The 16,044-nt window shown below is 72.7% G+C and carries 14 protein-coding genes; 7 read left to right on the top strand and 7 right to left on the bottom strand.

The features are described 5' to 3' along the window. The 3 genes from CW362_RS23820 to CW362_RS23830 all read left to right on the top strand — a co-directional run. Window positions 1–674: TetR/AcrR family transcriptional regulator (locus tag CW362_RS23820; protein WP_103551609.1), on the top strand; the 674-nt coding region annotated here is incomplete at its 5' end. 10 nt (window positions 675–684) lie between these two features. Then, window positions 685–987 carry a hypothetical protein gene (locus tag CW362_RS23825; protein ID WP_103551565.1) on the top strand — a complete coding sequence of 101 codons (303 nt, stop codon included), beginning with the start codon at window positions 685–687 and terminating at the stop codon, window positions 985–987. A 108-nt stretch (window positions 988–1,095) separates the two neighbouring features. Next, the gene (locus CW362_RS23830) at window positions 1,096–2,241 is read left to right on the top strand and encodes a C40 family peptidase (protein ID WP_103551566.1); all 1,146 of its coding nucleotides are present in this window, start codon (window positions 1,096–1,098) and stop codon (window positions 2,239–2,241) included. Here CW362_RS23830 and CW362_RS23835 read toward each other — a convergent pair. Genes CW362_RS23835 through CW362_RS23855 form a run of 5 tightly spaced genes read right to left on the bottom strand, consistent with a single transcriptional unit; the run spans window position 2,205 to window position 8,108 of the window. Next, window positions 2,205–3,467: a styrene monooxygenase/indole monooxygenase family protein gene (locus CW362_RS23835; RefSeq protein WP_103551567.1), complete on the bottom strand. Its 1,263-nt coding sequence runs from the start codon at window positions 3,465–3,467 to the stop codon at window positions 2,205–2,207. The two genes, CW362_RS23830 and CW362_RS23835, sit on opposite strands and share 37 nt — an antisense overlap. Before the next feature lie 34 nt (window positions 3,468–3,501). After that, window positions 3,502–4,164 carry a GTP-binding protein gene (locus CW362_RS23840; RefSeq protein WP_103551568.1) on the bottom strand — a complete coding sequence of 221 codons (663 nt, stop codon included), beginning with the start codon at window positions 4,162–4,164 and terminating at the stop codon, window positions 3,502–3,504. Continuing rightward, entirely contained in the window at window positions 4,145–4,555 is a 411-nt protein-coding gene (locus CW362_RS23845) for a DUF742 domain-containing protein (protein ID WP_103551569.1), read from the bottom strand. The genes CW362_RS23840 and CW362_RS23845 overlap by 20 nt, the downstream gene beginning before the upstream one ends. Further along, window positions 4,555–5,055: a roadblock/LC7 domain-containing protein gene (locus tag CW362_RS23850; protein ID WP_103551570.1), complete on the bottom strand. Its 501-nt coding sequence runs from the start codon at window positions 5,053–5,055 to the stop codon at window positions 4,555–4,557. The genes CW362_RS23845 and CW362_RS23850 overlap by 1 nt, the downstream gene beginning before the upstream one ends. After that, window positions 5,052–8,108: a sensor histidine kinase gene (locus tag CW362_RS23855; protein ID WP_240657994.1), complete on the bottom strand. Its 3,057-nt coding sequence runs from the start codon at window positions 8,106–8,108 to the stop codon at window positions 5,052–5,054. The genes CW362_RS23850 and CW362_RS23855 overlap by 4 nt, the downstream gene beginning before the upstream one ends. Window positions 8,109–8,477: 369 nt before the next feature. On the opposite strand from CW362_RS23855, the gene CW362_RS23860 reads away from it, so the two are divergent. After that, window positions 8,478–9,266 carry a protein phosphatase 2C domain-containing protein gene (locus tag CW362_RS23860; RefSeq protein ID WP_103551572.1) on the top strand — a complete coding sequence of 263 codons (789 nt, stop codon included), beginning with the start codon at window positions 8,478–8,480 and terminating at the stop codon, window positions 9,264–9,266. A gap of 28 nt (window positions 9,267–9,294) precedes the next feature. On the opposite strand, the gene CW362_RS23865 is transcribed toward CW362_RS23860, so the two are convergent. Then, window positions 9,295–9,813, bottom strand: a complete 519-nt coding sequence (locus CW362_RS23865) for a MarR family winged helix-turn-helix transcriptional regulator (protein WP_103551573.1) — start codon at window positions 9,811–9,813, stop codon at window positions 9,295–9,297. A gap of 297 nt (window positions 9,814–10,110) precedes the next feature. Between CW362_RS23865 and CW362_RS23870 the strand changes: the two genes are divergently transcribed. After that, the gene (locus tag CW362_RS23870; protein ID WP_103551574.1) at window positions 10,111–10,929 is read left to right on the top strand and encodes a lysozyme; all 819 of its coding nucleotides are present in this window, start codon (window positions 10,111–10,113) and stop codon (window positions 10,927–10,929) included. A gap of 136 nt (window positions 10,930–11,065) precedes the next feature. Here the strand turns inward: CW362_RS23870 and lon are convergent, their stop codons facing one another. Next, entirely contained in the window at window positions 11,066–13,480 is a 2,415-nt protein-coding gene (lon, locus tag CW362_RS23875; protein WP_103551575.1) for an endopeptidase La, read from the bottom strand. A 213-nt stretch (window positions 13,481–13,693) separates the two neighbouring features. Between lon and CW362_RS23880 the strand changes: the two genes are divergently transcribed. Together CW362_RS23880 and CW362_RS23885 are read left to right on the top strand one after the other, a co-directional pair. Then, the gene (locus tag CW362_RS23880; protein ID WP_103551576.1) at window positions 13,694–13,972 is read left to right on the top strand and encodes a hypothetical protein; all 279 of its coding nucleotides are present in this window, start codon (window positions 13,694–13,696) and stop codon (window positions 13,970–13,972) included. 1,341 nt (window positions 13,973–15,313) lie between these two features. Beyond that, window positions 15,314–15,991, top strand: a complete 678-nt coding sequence (locus tag CW362_RS23885; RefSeq protein WP_103551577.1) for a spermine/spermidine synthase domain-containing protein — start codon at window positions 15,314–15,316, stop codon at window positions 15,989–15,991. The last annotated feature ends 53 nt before the right edge of the window (window positions 15,992–16,044 follow it).

Below are 16,044 nucleotides of genomic sequence, written 5' to 3' on the forward strand. Positions count from 1 at the left end.
GGCGCAGTCAGTTGCTCGAGGCCGCGCTGTCCCTGTTCGCCCAGCGGGCGCCCGAGGACGTCTCGCTGGACGACGTGGCGGAGGCGGCCGGGGTGTCGCGGCCGCTCGTGTACCGGTACGTCCCGGGCGGCAAGCAGCAGTTGTACGAGGCCGCCCTGCGGTCGGCCGCGGAGGAGCTGGAGCAGTGTTTCGCGGAGCCCGCGGAGGGGCCGCTGACCGAGCGGCTCTCCCGGGCGCTCGACCGGTACCTCGCGTTCGTGGACCAGCACGACGCCGGGTTCAGCGCTCTGCTGCAGGGCGGGAGCGTCATCGAGACCTCGCGGACCACGGCCATAGTCGACGGAGTGCGCAGGGCCGCGGCGGAGCACATCCTCGATCATCTGGTGGTGAAGGATCCCGGGCCCCGGCTGCGGATGACCGTGCGGATGTGGATCACGGCCGTGGAGGCCGCCTCGCTGATCTGGCTCGACGAGGACAAGGAGCCGCCGCTGGACGAGCTGCGGGACTGGCTCGTCGAGCAGTTCGTGGCGGCGCTCGTGGCGAGCGCCGGGAGCGATGCGCAGACCGCGGCGGCGGTCCGGGCGGCGCTCGTGATGGAGCGGCCCGACGGTGTCACGGGGGTGCTGGTCCGCCGGGTGCTGCCCGTTGTCGGGAACGCGGCCCACCTGCTGTGACACTGGTCCGGTGAAGAGCGAAGACACCCCCTTTGTCGGCGGCCCGCTGGACGGGCGCGTCCTGCCCGTCCTGATCGGGATCACGGGGCACCCGCCGAAGACGTACCGGATCCCGGTGCCCGGAGTCGACGGCGGCCCGTCCACCGTGGTCGTCTACCGGCGCGTCCAGGCCGCGACGAGCAAGCGGCTCGGGCTCCACCAGGGGTGGAAGTACGAGTACGACCCCGAGGGCGGCTCGTCGGAGCGCCGGTTCAAGCTGCCGTGGTCATCGCGCAAGGGCGGCGCCACGCCGGAGAGCAACGCCGACGAGTGACGTTCTTGGGCCGAAGCGGCCTTCCGGCGCGCGTGCGGGACGCGGCGGTCCGATCCTGCGGTGCGAGACGGGCGGTGGACGGGCCGCCCCGGCACCGGAGGTGATGTTGTGTCAGGAAGGCTGCTGCGCCTGGTCTGCACGGGGGCGGTCGCGGTCGGGGCGCTGCTTCCCTCCGCGCCCGCGGGGGCCGCTCCTGAGCCGGGCCAGGGTTCCGAGCGGTCTGCGGCTTCTTTGCTGACGGACCTTCAGCGGCTGTACCGGGACGCCGAGCGCGCCACCGAGGCGTACAACGGGACCGCCGAGAAGCTGAAGGAGCAGCGGGCGGAGGTCGCCCGGCTCGACGCCCGGCTCGCCAGGGCCCGTCTGTCGCTGGAGGACAGCCGGGGCGCCGCCGGACGGCTGGCCCGGCAGCAGTACCAGAGCGCGGACGAGATCTCCCCGTACGTACGGCTGCTGCTCGCCCGGGATCCGCAGCACGCCCTCGACCAGGGGCACCTGATCGGACAGTTGTCGCTGGAGCGGGCCGCGACCGTGCGGCGGGTCGCGGGCGGCGAGAAGCGGGCCGACGCGCTCGCGCGCGCGGCCCGCAAGGCGCTGGACGGGCAACTCGCCCTGGCCGCACGGCAGAAGAAGGAGCAGGACGAGGTGCGCGAGCGCCTGGACGACGTCCAGCGGCTGCTCGCCTCGCTGACCGCGGACCAGATCGCCGGACTGGACCGGGCCGAGCGGTCGGGAACGGCCGCGGCACAGAAGAAGATCATGGCGTCCGGTGCCCTCAGCAGCGTGCGTCCGCCCACGCGGGAGGGCGAGGAGGCGCTTCGCTACGCCGTCGAGCAGATCGGGAAGCCGTACGAGTGGGGCGCGGAGGGGCCGAAGGCCTACGACTGCTCGGGGCTGACGTCACAGGCCTGGGAGCGGGCCGGCCGGCCCATCCCGCGCACCAGCCAGGAGCAGTGGGCCGAGCTTCCGAGGGTCCCGCTGGACGAACTGCGTCCCGGCGATCTGGTGGTCTACTTCCCCGAGGCCACGCACGTCGCCCTCTACCTCGGCGACGGGATGGTGGTGCAGGCGCCGCGGCCCGGGGCGAGGATCAAGGTGTCCCCCATCGCGGCGAACCCGCTGCTGGGCGCCGTGCGCCCGGACCCGGGCGGGGAGCCCCTGCGGCACTACGCGCCGCCGAAGCTCCCCGAGGAGGCCGCGGAGGGATCCGACGAGGGCTACGCCTCCGCCGCCCCGGTGACCGAGGCCAGGTAGGCCGCCGTCTTCTCCGGGTCGAAGAAGAAGTTCTCGAAGTCGGCCGGGTTGTCGAAGCCGTTGGCGAAGCGGTCGGCGACGGGCTGGAGCTGGCCCGCGGCTCCGATGAGGTTGAGGACGTGCTCCGGGGGGACGCCCAGCATGGCGTTGGTCCACTTGGTGACGTGCTGCGCGGTGTCCCAGTAGCGGTCGAAGGTCGCCTGCATCCACTCCTCGTCGAAGGGCTTGTCGCCCTGCTCGACGATCGAGGCGAGGTAGGCGGCGGCGCACTTGGAGGCCGAGTTGGAGCCCTGGCCGGTGATCGGGTCGTTGGCCACGACGACGTCCGCGACGCCGAGGACCAGTCCGCCGCCGGGGAGGCGGCCGATCGGGTTGCGGACGGTGGGGGCGTACCGCCCGGACAGCGTGCCGCCCGCGTCGGTGAGTTCGACGTTCGTGGCGCGGGCGTACTCCCAGGGCGTGAACCGCTCCATGAGTTCCAGGGTCAGGGAGAGGTGCTCGGCGGGGTCCTTGACGCCGTTGAAGACGTCGAGCGGGCCGCCGGGGATGCCCTCCCAGAAGAGGATGTCGGCGCGGCCCGAGGTGGTGAGGGTCGGCATGATGAACAGCTCGCCGACGCCGGGAACCAGGTTGCAGCGGACCGCGTCGTAGTCCGGGTGCTCCGGGCGCGGGCCCAGGCCGTGCACGTAGGACACCGCGAGGGCGCGCTGCGGCTCGGTGTACGGGGAGCGGTCGGCGTCACGGCCGAACATCGAGACGAGTTCGCCCTTGCCCGCCGAGACGAGCACCAGGTCGTACGCGCGGGAGAAGTAGTCGAGGTCGGAGACCGCGGCGCCGTGGATGACCAGTTGGCCGCCGCGCTGCGCGAACGTCTCCATCCAGCCGGCCATCTTGACGCGCTGGTCGACCGACTGCGCGTAGCCGTCGAGCTTGCCGACCCAGTCGATGGCGCGCTGCGAGGGGCCCGGGTCGAAGGAGCCGGGGACCGCGACGGAGACTCCGAGCCCCTCGATCTTCGGGGCCTGGGACTCCCAGAAGTTCAGCTGGAGATCGCGCTCGTGCTGGAGCGCCGTGTCGAACATGCACTGCGTCGACATGACCCGGCCGGAACGGATCTCGTCCGCCGTCCGGTTCGACATCAGGGTGACCTCGTACCCGTGCGACTGGAGTCCGAGGGCGAGCTGGAGTCCGGACTGGCCGGCTCCGACGACGAGTATCTTCCGCATGCGGGTTGTTTCTCCCAGTCCTCGGGGGCCCTGCTTATTCGGGGCTGACTTCGAGTGCGTGGCCGACGAGCGCGAGCAGGGTCTCGACGACCGAGATCCGGCGGCGCGCGTCCATGATCATGACAGGTATGTGCGAGGGAACGGTGAGGGCCTCGCGCACGTCGTCCGGCTCGTACTCGTCGCTGCCGTCGAAGTGGTTGACGGCGACGACGTACGGCAGTCCGCAGCTCTCGAAGTAGTCGAGCGCCGGGAAGCAGTCCGAGAGGCGGCGGGTGTCGGCGAGGACCACCGCGCCGATCGCGCCGCGCACCAGGTCGTCCCACATGAACCAGAACCGCTGCTGGCCGGGCGTGCCGAAGAGGTAGAGCACCAGGTCGTCGTCGAGCGTGATGCGCCCGAAGTCCATGGCCACGGTGGTGGTCAGCTTGTCCGGCGTACCCGTGAGGTCGTCGGTCTCCTCGCTGGCCTGGGTCATCAGCGCCTCCGTCTGGAGGGGCGTGATCTCCGAGACGGACGTGACGAGGGTGGTCTTGCCGACGCCGAAGCCGCCGGCCACCACTATCTTGGTGGCGATCGGCGCGCGCGTGCGGTCCGTCTGCCAGGCCTGCAGGTTCTCCTCTTCTTCGAGGAGGGGGTCGACACCGGTTTCGGCGTCGGGGGCGACGCCAGGTTCGGCGTCAGAGACGACGGAGTCCACTCAGCACCCTTTCCAGCAGGGCACGGTCCGGCTGTCCCGGGCCGTGACCTGTTCCGTACACACGGATCTTTCCCTGGTCCGCCAGGTCGCTCAAGAGCACGCGGACCACTCCGAGCGGCATCCTGAGAAGAGCGGCGATCTCGGCCACCGTACGCATGCGGCGGCAGAGTTCGACGATGGCCCGCATCTCGGGCATGACCCGGGCGGTGAGCGAGCCCCCGGTCAGCTCCTTGCGCGCCTCCGGGGCGTCCAGCGCCGCCACGAACGTCTCCACCAGCAGGACGTGGCCGAAGCGCGTCCGTCCGCCGGTGAGCGAGTAGGGGCGTACGCGGGCCGGCTTGCGGTCCCCGCCGCGCACCGGGAGTTTCTTGACGCCCTTCGACGCGGTCATCAGGCGCTCCCGGAAGCGTCGGCCTCTAGGGATTTCCGGAGCTCGATGCGCAGCTCCGGGGTCAGGACGTGTCCGGCCCGGCCGACGAAGAGCGCCATGTGGTACGCCACCACGCTCATGTCGCAGTCCGCGGAGCCGTGCACCCCGAGGAGCGAACCGTCGCTGATCGCCATGACGAAGAGGCTGCCCTCGTCCATCGCGACCATGGTCTGCTTCACGCCGCCGTTGTCCATCAGCTTGGCGGCGCCGAGGGTGAGGCTGCCGATGCCGGAGACGATGGTCGCGAGGTCGGCCGCGGAGCCCTTGGGGCCCTTGGGCCGGGTGCTGTCGGCCGTCCTCGCCTCGGCGTTGTGGCCGGGGTCGGAGGAGAGCAGGAGCAGGCCGTCGGAGGAGACGACCGCGACCGACTGGAGGCCCGGCACCTCCTCGACGAGATTGGTCAGCAGCCAGTGCAGGTTACGTGCTTCGCTGCTCAGGCCGAAGGTACTGGTCGCGGTCAATTGCTTGCCTCCTCGACTTTGCCCCCCGATGCTTCTACGTCCTGCGCGTCGGTCCGGTGCGCGGTGGGCGCGGGTCCTGCGGACGCGTGTGCTGGTGTGGGGGCCGCCGGGGCCTGTCCTTCGGGCGTGGGGGTCTCGCCCGTCCGTTCGGCGATCTCGGCCTCCACGTCGCGGCGGCCTTCGATCGCTCCCCGGTGGAACCCGCCGAGCCTGCGGCGCAGGGCGTCGGCGTCCACGCCGCCCACGCGCGGCCGCGGTGCGGCGGCGGGGGCGGAGATCTTCGGCGTGCGTTTGGGCAGGCCCTTGTCGGTGAGCCTGGGCTGCTCGTCGGGGACCCGCTCGTGGTGGTCGGGACCGATGGCGTAGGGGTCGGCGGCGGCCGGGGCCGCGGGTGCCTCGGCGGACGGGCCCGCCGAGGGGGCGGGCTCATCGGCCGGTCCGCCCGGAAGGGAGGCGGCGGCCTCGGCGGCGCCGGGGGCCGGCTCCACGGGGGCTCCGGCCGTCTCGGGGCTCCCGGGGGCGGGCGCACCGGTCGTACCGGACGGCTCGCCGGCCGCGTCCGGGCCGGTGGTCTCCGACGCGGGGACTTCCGGGGCGAGCTCCGGGAGCAGCAGCTCCATCGTCGTCTCGGACGTGGGCTCCGGCTCCGCGGCCGGCTCGGGCTCCCGGGGGGCCGGGATGACCGGGGTCCGCGCGGCCTGCCCGGACTCGGGGGCCGGTGGCTGCTCGGGGGCGGGTGCCTGCTCGGGATCCGCTTCCGGTTCGGAACCGGACTCCTGCACGGCCATCTCGGCCGCCGCGATCAGCGGGTCCTCGCCGTCGGCCGGGGCCGGCAGCGAGGCGCGCCGGATCGAACGGCCGCGCAGCACGTTGGAGTTGGCCTCGGCGTCGGCGCCCGGCAGGGTCACGGCGGGGGCTCCGCCGACGATCCGGACGGAGGTGGGGACGGTCGACGACGGCGCGGCGGCGAGCAGCGCCTTCGGGAGGACGACCACGGCGGCCACCCCGCCCTGCTTCTGCTCGCGCAGCTTCACCCGTACGCCGTGCCGGTGGGCGAGCCGGGCCACGACGTACAGGCCGAGCCCGAGTCCCTCGCCGCTCTCCTGGTCGTACGTGTCCTCGGGGTCGAACTCGGTGAGGCGGGCGTTGAGGTGCCTCATCCGTTCGTCGGTCATGCCGATGCCCTCGTCCTGCACGGAGAGCATCACGTCGCCGCTCTCCAGCAGCCAGCCGGAGACCTCGACGGGCACGTCGGGCGGCGAGAAGGAGGTGGCGTTCTCCAGGAGTTCGGCCAGCAGGTGGCTGATGTCGTCGGCGGCGAACCCGGCGATGTGCGCGTGCGGGGGCAGCGCGGCGATCCGTACCCGTTCGTACCGTTCGATCTCGCTGACCGAGGCCCGGGCGACGTCGACGAGCGGCACCGGGTGCGCGTGGTGCTGGACGTGCTCGGCACCGGCGAGGACGAGGAGGTTCTCGCTGTGCCGCCGCATGACGGTGGCGAAGTGGTCGAGCTTGAAGAGGGTGGAGAGGCGGTCCGGGTCCTGCTCGCGCTCCTCCAGGCCCTCGATGACGCCGAGTTGTCGCTCGACGAGGCCGAGGGTGCGCAGCGCGAGGTTGACGAAGGTGCTGTGGATGGTGCCGCGCACCTGCTCCAGGTGTGCCGCCGCCTCGGCGAGTTCGCCGCGCAGCCGGTCGCGCTCGTCGGCCATCTGCTGGCGCTGGCCGACGAGGTGCTTGCGGTCGGTCTCGAGGGTGGCGATCCGCTCGTGCAGTCCGGCCGCGTGGGCGTGCAGCGCGTTGACGGAGCGGACGACCTGGGCGAACTCGTCGTTGCGGCCGGTGAACCTGACCGGTTCCCCGGAGGCCGGGTCGGCGGCGAGCCGGGCCGAGCCGAGGCGCAGGACGGCGAGCGGCCGGGTGAGGCTGCGGGCCATGGCCGTCGTCATGCCGGCCGCGACGAGCATCAGGACGCCGAGGAGGGTGACGCGGAGCTCCAGCGCGGTGACGTCGTCGTCCCGGAGCTTCTCGAGGTCCTTGGTGCGGTGGTCGTTGAGGGAGGCCTCGGCGCCGCGCATCAGGTCGATCCGGGCGGACAGGGCGGCGCCGAGCTTCTTGGCGTCGGTGCCGAGCGCGGAGTCGGAGAGCTTGGGCTGTCCGGTGAGGTTCGCCAGGTACTTGTCCGCGGAGGCGACGTCGGGGCCGGTGACCGTGGAGTCGTACGACGTCGCGGCCTGCTTGGGCGCGGTCTCGCGGAAGTCCGCGATCGCCGCGTCGGAGCGCAGGCGCGCCTGCTGGGCGGCGGCGCTCAGCGCGTCGCGCTGCTTGGCGTCGGCGGGCGAGGAGACGTTCGTGGTGGACGTCAGGCCCGTGACCGGGTTGTAGACGCTCTGGGTGGTGTGCGGGACGCCGAGGGCCGCCAGGAGCAGCCCGCGGGCCTCGGCGGACTGCTGGACGGCGGTGTCCAGCTCGGCGAGGGCGTGCGCGCCGGAGCCCGCGCGCGGCGGCATCCGGTCGGCCAGGTCCTCGGCGAGTGCGTGGAGGTCGGCGATGGCCCCGGAGTACGCCCGGTGCGCCTCGAGGGCGGAGCTCTTCCCGGTGAGCGCCGCCCGCCTGAGCGTCGCGATGCCGTCGAGGTCCTCGAGCAGCGCGGCGGGGGCGTCCGCGTCCGCGCGCAGCTCGTCGACCTGCCGGTCGACCTGGGCGCTGCGCTGCTCGGAGGGCGCCTTGGCCTTGGGCCTGCCCGCGGCGACGTAGGAGGTGACCTCGTCGCGCTCGTCGGCCAGCGCGTGCGCGAGGGTCAGCGCCTGCTGGGTGCGCTGGGCGAGCGTCACCAGATTCTGGGAATCGTTCAGTTGCTGTGAGGCGGACAGCACCATGGGCGCGCCGGCTCCGGCGATGGCGGCCGCGACGACCGCCACGGCCACGATCAGCCGGTTGCGTACGTGGGCGGTCCTGCCCCGGCCCGTGGAGTCGGTGGCGTCGCCGACGACGCCGCCCTCTGTGGAGTTGGAGGCCGTCTTCTTGCCTGTGCGCCTCGGCCGCGTCTTCTGCACCGGTGCTCGCATTCCTGACTCGTGTACCCATTTGGGGCCCGGGTGACGTCCCGTCAATCGAGGCGTACGCCCGGTACGGCTCCCGACCCTCCCAGTGCCGGTGGGCAGTGGTCCCGCATCACCTGACCCGCCACCCGAAGGAGTGAACATCGGAGGGGAGTTGGCGAGCAAGTCTTCGGGGCGCCCGCGGGGGGCCCGCGCAGCGGGCCGGTTGGACGTCCGGGACGGGCTTTGGCAGTATTCGCCGCCACGTTTTGCCGGAGTCGATCATTCCGTGCCAAACCCGGCGCCCGGGCCGCCGGACCGCACGCCGGACGTTCCCCGGCGGCCTTTCCGCGCCCTCGTGAAGGGCTCGTGCAGACTGGCGGAATGCGCAGCGAACTCGTGTCGGAGCCCGGAGACCCGGGCCGCCCCAATGAGGACTTCGCATCGGTCGGGCTTTCAGCTTCAGGACAGGGCGGTTCACTGGTCGTGCTCGACGGGGTGACACCGCCCCGGGACGGGTACGGCTGTCTGCATCCGGTCCCGTGGTTCTCCGCGCGGCTGGGCGGAGCGCTGACCGAACTGTCCGTTTCGCAGGGGGATTTGTCCCTGCCGGAGGTCCTGTCGCGGGCGATTCGCCGTGTCGCCGACGCGCACGCCGGCACCTGTGACCTTTCTCACCCGCGCACGCCTCAGGCAACCGTGGTCCTCGCACGGTGGTCCCCCGCGCAGGTCGAGTACCTGGTCCTCTCCGACTCGGCCCTGCTGGTGGAATCCCCCACGGGCGAGGTCACCGCCCTGCTGGACGACCGCCTCTCCCGGCTTCCCCGCGCCGCCCTCGTCTCGGACGCCGTCGCCGACGCGACCGTACGCAACAAGGAGGGCGGCTTCTTCACGGCGGCCGCGGACCCCTCGGTGGCCTCGCGCGCGGTGACGGGCACGCTCCCCCGGTCGTCGGTCCGCGCCCTGGCGGCCCTCACGGACGGCGCCGGGCGCTGGGTGGAGAGATTCCACGCGGGTGACTGGACCGAGCTGTTCGCCCTCGTGCGCGAGGAGGGTTCCGCCTCGCTCGTCGAGCGCGTACGGCGACTGGAGCACTCGGAGGCGCTGGAGCGGCCGGGCGTCCGGCGGGGCAAGCCGCACGACGACGCGTCGGTGGTGTTCGTGGAGCTGTGAGGAGACGCGGGCGGCGGGCGGGCCGGGGCTACTTCTCCATGCCGCGGTTCAGCTGGTTCAGCAGCCGGGCGAGTTCCGCGACCTCGTCCTGGTCCCAGTGGGCGAGTTGGCGGACGTAGCGGGCGCGGCGGGCCTCGCGGACGCTGGAGACGCGGCCGCGGCCCTCCTCCGTGAGGTGGACGAGCCAGGCGCGCCCGTCGGCGGGGTCGGGTTCGCGCGCGACCAGGCCCAGCTCCTCCAGGGCGCGCAGCTGCCGGGACATCGTGGCCTTGCCGACGCCGATGTAGGCGGCGAGTTCCGTGGCGCGCTGGCGGCCGCACTCCTCGAGGCGGACGAGGAGTCCGTACGCGGCGGACTCCAGGTCCGGATGGACCTCGCGGGCCATCTCTCCCTGGCTGGCACGGGCGCGGCGCAGGAAGACCGTCAACTCTCGCTCCAGGGAGAGGAACTCCCGCTCCGCCCCGCCGGGCGCCGTGGACCGGTCCACACCATTTCCCGACACACCGGATTCGACCGGACGTCCGCCGTCGTTCCCGCCCTCGTGCACGTCAGCACCCCTGACCCGGTTTCCCGATCCTGAAAGTTTCTGCCAGAACTCGCCGTTGCCGCAGCTCCGCCAGTATTTCGCAGGCGTAGACCAACGGCAGCCTCCGGCCCCTCTTCCACGTCGTCGTCTACGTGCGTAGCTTCTTTATCAGACACTTATCTGCTGGCATGCGCACGCCACCCCGGGCCGGGAACGGCCTGATCCCCCTATCGGCACGCGTGCCCGCGCTCTCCCCCCACCGAGCTCCACCGGGCTCCCCCGAGCCCCGGAGCTCCATCGCCCTTCGGAGGCACGCACATGCCCGTGCACAGATCCGGAACGGCCCGCCGCCTGCGGGCACTCGCGGTGGGAACCCTGCTCGCCGCCTTCTCCCTCCTCCCCACCCTCCCCTCCTCCGCGGCCGACGTCCCCGCCCGGGGCTCCGCCCGGATGGGCATGGGGGTCGCCGCCCACGACGGCCAGGACGGCACGCCGTCCACCGGTGACGCCACCCAGACCGAAGGCGTGGACGTCGCCGGCTACCAGGGCAACGTCGCCTGGTCGACGCTGTGGAACAGCGGGGTCAGATGGGCCTACACCAAGGCGAGCGAGGGGACGTACTACACGAACCCGTACTTCGCCCAGCAGTACAACGGCGCCTACAACATCGGCATGATCCGCGGGGCGTACCACTTCGCCACCCCGGACACCACGACCGGTGCCACCCAGGCCAACTACTTCGTCGACCACGGCGGCGGCTGGTCCGGCGACGGCAGGACGCTGCCCGGCACGCTCGACATCGAGTGGAACCCGTACGGGGCCGCCTGCTACGGCAAGACGCAGAGCGCGATGGTCAGCTGGATCAGCAGCTTCCTGAACCAGTACAAGGCGCGCACCGGCCGTGACGCGGTGATCTACACGGCCGCGAGCTGGTGGACGCAGTGCACCGGCAACTACGGCGGCTTCGCCTCGTCCAACCCCTTGTGGATCGCGCGCTACGCCTCCGACCCGGGGACGCTGCCGGCGGGCTGGGACTACTACACGATGTGGCAGTACACGTCGTCCGGACCGACGGTCGGGGACCACGACAAGTTCAACGGAGCCCTCGACCGGGTGAAGGCGCTGGCCAACGGCTGAGGGCCGAACGGCCCCGGCCGCAACGGCGGAGGCGCTCCGCGCACGGCACGGGGAAGGCCCGGGCCTCCCTCACGGGACCCGGGCCTTCCCTTCCGGTGGCGTCCTCCCCCAGTGCTCAACGCCTGGGAGGTGCCCCCTACGCCGCCACCGGAACCTCCGGCACCGCGCCGTTCGTCGCCGGCGCCAGTGCCAGCTCCAGGACCTGGCGGACGTCCGTGACGGTGTGGACGTCGAGCTTCTCCAGGACCTCGGCCGGGACGTCGTCCAGATCGGCCTCGTTGCGCTTGGGGATGATCACGGTCGTGACACCCGCCCGGTGCGCGGCGAGCAGCTTCTGCTTCACCCCGCCGATCGGCAGGACGCGTCCGGTCAGCGACACCTCACCGGTCATGGCCACATCGGTGCGGACCAGCCGGCCGGACAGCAGCGAGGCCAGGGCGGTCGTCATCGTGACGCCCGCGCTCGGGCCGTCCTTGGGGACCGCGCCCGCCGGGAAGTGGATGTGCGCTCCCCGGTCCTTCAGGTCGCCGACGGGCAGTTCCAGCTCCGCGCCGTGCGAGCGCAGGAAGGAGAGCGCGATCTGCGCCGACTCCTTCATCACGTCGCCGAGCTGACCGGTGAGGGTCAGACCGGCCGCGCCCGTCTCCGGGTCGGCCAGCGACGCCTCCACGTAGAGGACGTCGCCGCCCGCGCCGGTGACCGCGAGCCCGGTGGCGACACCGGGCACCGCCGTACGGCGCTCGGCCGGGTCCTGCGCCGACTCGGGCACGTGGTGCGGGCGCCCGATGAGACCGCGCAGGTCGGCGTCGGTCACCGTGAACGGCAGCTCCCGGTCGCCCAGTTCGTGCTGGGCCGCGACCTTGCGCAGCAGCCGCGCGACCGCCCGCTCCAGGTTCCGTACGCCCGCCTCCCGGGTGTACTCCCCGGCGAGCTTGCGCAGCGCGCCCTCGTCGAGGACGACCTCGTCCTTCTCCAGACCGGCCCGCTCCAGCTGGCGCGGCAGCAGGTGGTCCCGGGCGATGACGACCTTCTCGTCCTCGGTGTAGCCGTCGAGGCGGACCAGCTCCATCCGGTCGAGCAGGGCCTCGGGGATGGCTTCGAGGACGTTGGCCGTGGCGAGGAACACCACGTCGGAGAGGTCGAGTTCGACCTCCAGGTAGTGGTCGCGGAAGGTGTGGTTCTGCGCCGGGTCGAGCACTTCGAGCAGTGCCGCCGCCGGGTCTCCCCGGAAGTCGGAGCCGACCTTGTCGATCTCGTCGAGCAGGACCACCGGGTTCATCGACCCGGCCTCCTTGATCGCGCGGACGATCCGGCCGGGCAGCGCGCCGACGTACGTGCGGCGGTGGCCGCGGATCTCGGCCTCGTCCCGGACGCCGCCGAGGGCGACGCGGACGAACTTGCGGCCCATGGCGTGCGCGACGGACTCGCCCAGCGAGGTCTTTCCGACGCCGGGCGGGCCGACGAGCGCGAGCACGGCACCGCCGCGGCGGCCGCCCACGACTCCGAGGCCCCGGTCCGAGCGCCGCTTGCGCACGGCCAGGTACTCGGTGATGCGCTCCTTCACGTCCTCCAGACCGGCGTGCTCGGCGTCGAGCACGGCCCGGGCGCCCCTGATGTCGTACGCGTCTTCGGTCCGCTCGTTCCACGGCAGCTCCAGGACGGTGTCGAGCCAGGTCCGGATCCAGCCGCCCTCGGGCGACTGGTCACTGGACCGCTCCAGCTTCTCGACCTCCTTGAGCGCGGCCTCGCGGACGTTCTCGGGGAGGTCGGCGGCCTCGACACGGGCACGGTAGTCGTCGGACTCGTCCTCGCCGCCCTCTCCCTTGAGGTCGCGCAGTTCCTTGCGCACGGCTTCCAGCTGGCGCCGCAGCAGGAACTCGCGCTGCTGCTTGTCGACGCCCTCCTGGACGTCCTTGGCGATGGACTCGGCGACGTCCTGCTCGGCGAGGTGCTCGCGGAGCTGTTCGGTGGCGAGCTTGAGCCGGGCCACCGGGTCGGCGGTCTCCAGCAGTTCGACCTTCTGTTCCACGCTGAGGAAAGGTGAGTAACCGGAATTGTCGGCAAGGGCGGAGACGTCGTCGATCTGCTGCACCCGGTCCACGACCTGCCAGGCGCCGCGCTTGCGGAGCCAGCTGGTGGCCAGGGCCTTGTATTCCTTCACCAGGTCGGCGACCCGGCCGGGCAAAAGGTCCGGGACGGTCTCCTCGACCCGGGTGCCCTCGACCCACAGGGCCGCGCCGGGGCCCGTGGTCCCCGCGCCGATCCTCACGCGCCCGCGCCCTCGGATCAGCGCGCCGGGGTCGCCGTCGGCCAGTCGGCCGACCTGCTCGACGGTGCCGAGCACGCCGGTGCTCGCGTAGGTCCCGTCGATGCGCGGCACCAGGAGTACCTGGGGCTTGCCGGGTGTTGAACGGGCGGCGGCCTGTGCGGCCTCCACCGCGGCGCGCACATCGGTGTCGTTCAGGTCCAGCGGAACCACCATTCCGGGCAGCACTACCTCGTCGTCGAGCGGCAGCACGGGCAAGGTGAGTGATGCGGACGTCGAAGCCATGATCTCCCCTTCGGCAGTCAAGTTGAGCTATGTCGACTCAATGCACGGGAGCCCCGCGATGTTCCCTGACGGCTGTTCGCTGTGAGCGATCGCTTGTGACACATCCGTACGGGCGTCCCGTCCAGCCCCGCGAGCCGTCACCGGGGACGCCGGAAACCCGGGTCGCGGGGCGCTCGGGATGCAGGTGGCCACCGGCGGCCGGATGGTGGAGTCATGAACCACCATCTCTCCCAGCACAAGCTCGACATCGACACCCGGCTCGTCACGACCGGCGCCGCGCTCACCGTGGCCGGCACCCTGGTGGCGTGCACCGGCATGGTCATCGCGGCCGCCGCCGTGTTCGCCGCGGGCCGGCGCATGGTCCGGACCATGGACGTGCCGCCGTCCCAGCAGGCGGCCCAGCAGTGGCGCCGGGCCAAGGAGGCCTCCATGGCGGGCCTGCAGGCGTGGCAGTCCGCGTCCGACGCGCACAACGGCTCGCACACCCGCTAGCCCTCCGGACCGAGGACGGTCTCCGCCCTCCGGCGGGGTCCGGGACCGGTCGCACGGCCGGCCCCGGCGCGGGATCACCCGCGTGAGCGCACCGGACGCGCTCGCGTCACGCGGGCACGCCCCCGGCCGGGCGCCCGGCCCCGGACGGCTCAACCGGGTCGCATCCGGCGATCCGGAGGAGAAGGGCTCCTGGGCCGATCGGAGCACGCCCGGACGGAGCACGCCCGGACGGCTCGGGGGGCCTCGCCCCGGGACCGCGCGTCCGGTCCGGGAGGACGGCGGCGGTGCCGTCGCCGTGCCGGCGGCCAGGTCGCGACGCCGACCGCCGGCGCGATCAGGTGGCCCGCGTCCGTCACCGGGTCGGCGAGGAGGACCAGGTCCCGGGTGAGGACCGAGCCGGGGAGGGACGAGCCCCGCGAGCGAACCGGCGCACGCGGCGACGCCGAAGCTGACGCCGTAGTCGAGCCGGTGCAGCGAGCCGACGGGCAGGACGCCCGTCGGCACGGCCGCGCCGACCGGCAGCTCGGTGACGAGCGTGGCCACCACGTGCCCGAGCAGGAAGCCGGCCGCGTACGGCGAGGCGGTCCCGCCGACGATCCACAGCGCGCTCGCGATCAGCGCGAGCACGGGATGCCGCACGAGGTGGGCGACGTCCGTGCTGGACGCCTGGTGCAGGGAGTGGACGAGCGCGGGGTGCGCGTGGCCGGCCGGGAACGGCACTCCGGGCCGCCCGGGGGACGGCCGCGAGGACCCCCGCGGCGGACGGGCCGGCGGCGGGAACGCCCGCCGCCGACCCGAACCGGCTCGGCGCCGCGGACGTGTGCGCGGCCCCCGGCACGGCCACCGGACCGGGTGTGCCCGGCACCGGCTCGATGGGCGCGTCGCCCGGACCGGATGTGCCCGGCACCGGCCCGATGGGCGCGTCGGCTCGCTCGGTGGTGCCCGGGTCCACGGCGCGGCGCTCCTTCCGTCGCCCACCACCCTTCGCGTCCCCTCCACCGCCGCCCAGGACCGGCGCCGCACGCGGGACGGTTCTCAGCAACTCCTCGAGAAAGCCGGCCCCTCCTCACAGGTCCCATAAGAAAGGAGGAACGAAGGAGAAGGAGGAGAAAGAGGAGGAGGAGATGGAGAGGAGAAGAGAGGGAGAGGAGCGCGGGCCCGGGGGCGCACCCGGGGCCCCGGCCGGCCGTCGCGTCAACCTCGCGGGATCCGTCGTCACTCCCGAGGACCACCGGACCCTCCCGATCGCACCCGCACCCGCACTGCCGAAAGATCCGGCCGCGGGGCGCCTCACCGGCAATTCCCGCGACCCGTACAGGTGAAAGTGCCAGGATGGCGGCCATGACTGCCTCGTACGACACCCCCGAGGTCATCGACCGCCGCCAGGGTCCGTACGGCGAGGTCGTGCTGCGGCGCCACGGCGCGCTGCTGCAGATCATCGCCAACGGGTGCTTCCTGATGGACACCTCCGACGGGCGTTCCGAGCGACTGCTCATGGACGCGGCCCACGACGCCCTCGACGGGCGCCCGGAGCCGGACGTGCTGATCGGCGGGCTCGGCGTCGGGTTCTCGCTGGCGCACGCCGCCGCCGACCGCCGCTGGGGACGCATCACGGTCGTCGAGCGCGAACGGGCGATCATCGACTGGCACCGGGACGGCCCTCTCGCCTCGCTCTCGGCCCCGGCGCTCGCCGATCCGCGCACCGGCATCGTCGAGAGGGACCTCGTCGAATACGTCAATGAGACCTCCGACACGTTCGACGCCCTGTGCCTCGACATCGACAACGGACCCGACTGGACGGTCACCGAAGGCAACGCGGGGCTGTACGGGGAGTCCGGACTCGCAAGCTGCGCAAGGGTGTTGAGGCCGGGCGGCGTCCTCGCGGTATGGTCGGCGCAGCCCTCTCCGGAATTTGAAGGAACCTTGCGAAATGCCGGATTCCGACGGGTTCGTACCGAAGTGATCCCCGTTGCCCGGGGCGTTCCCGACGTGGTGCACCTCGCGGTAAGACCTGGATAGCCGCGGCGCACCGACTGCCCGTACCCTGCTTGCCTGGCGCGGATCATTCAAGC

It is taken from the genome of Streptomyces populi (assembly GCF_002911015.1).
In the GTDB taxonomy this organism is placed as follows: Bacteria; Actinomycetota; Actinomycetes; order Streptomycetales; family Streptomycetaceae; genus Streptomyces; species Streptomyces populi.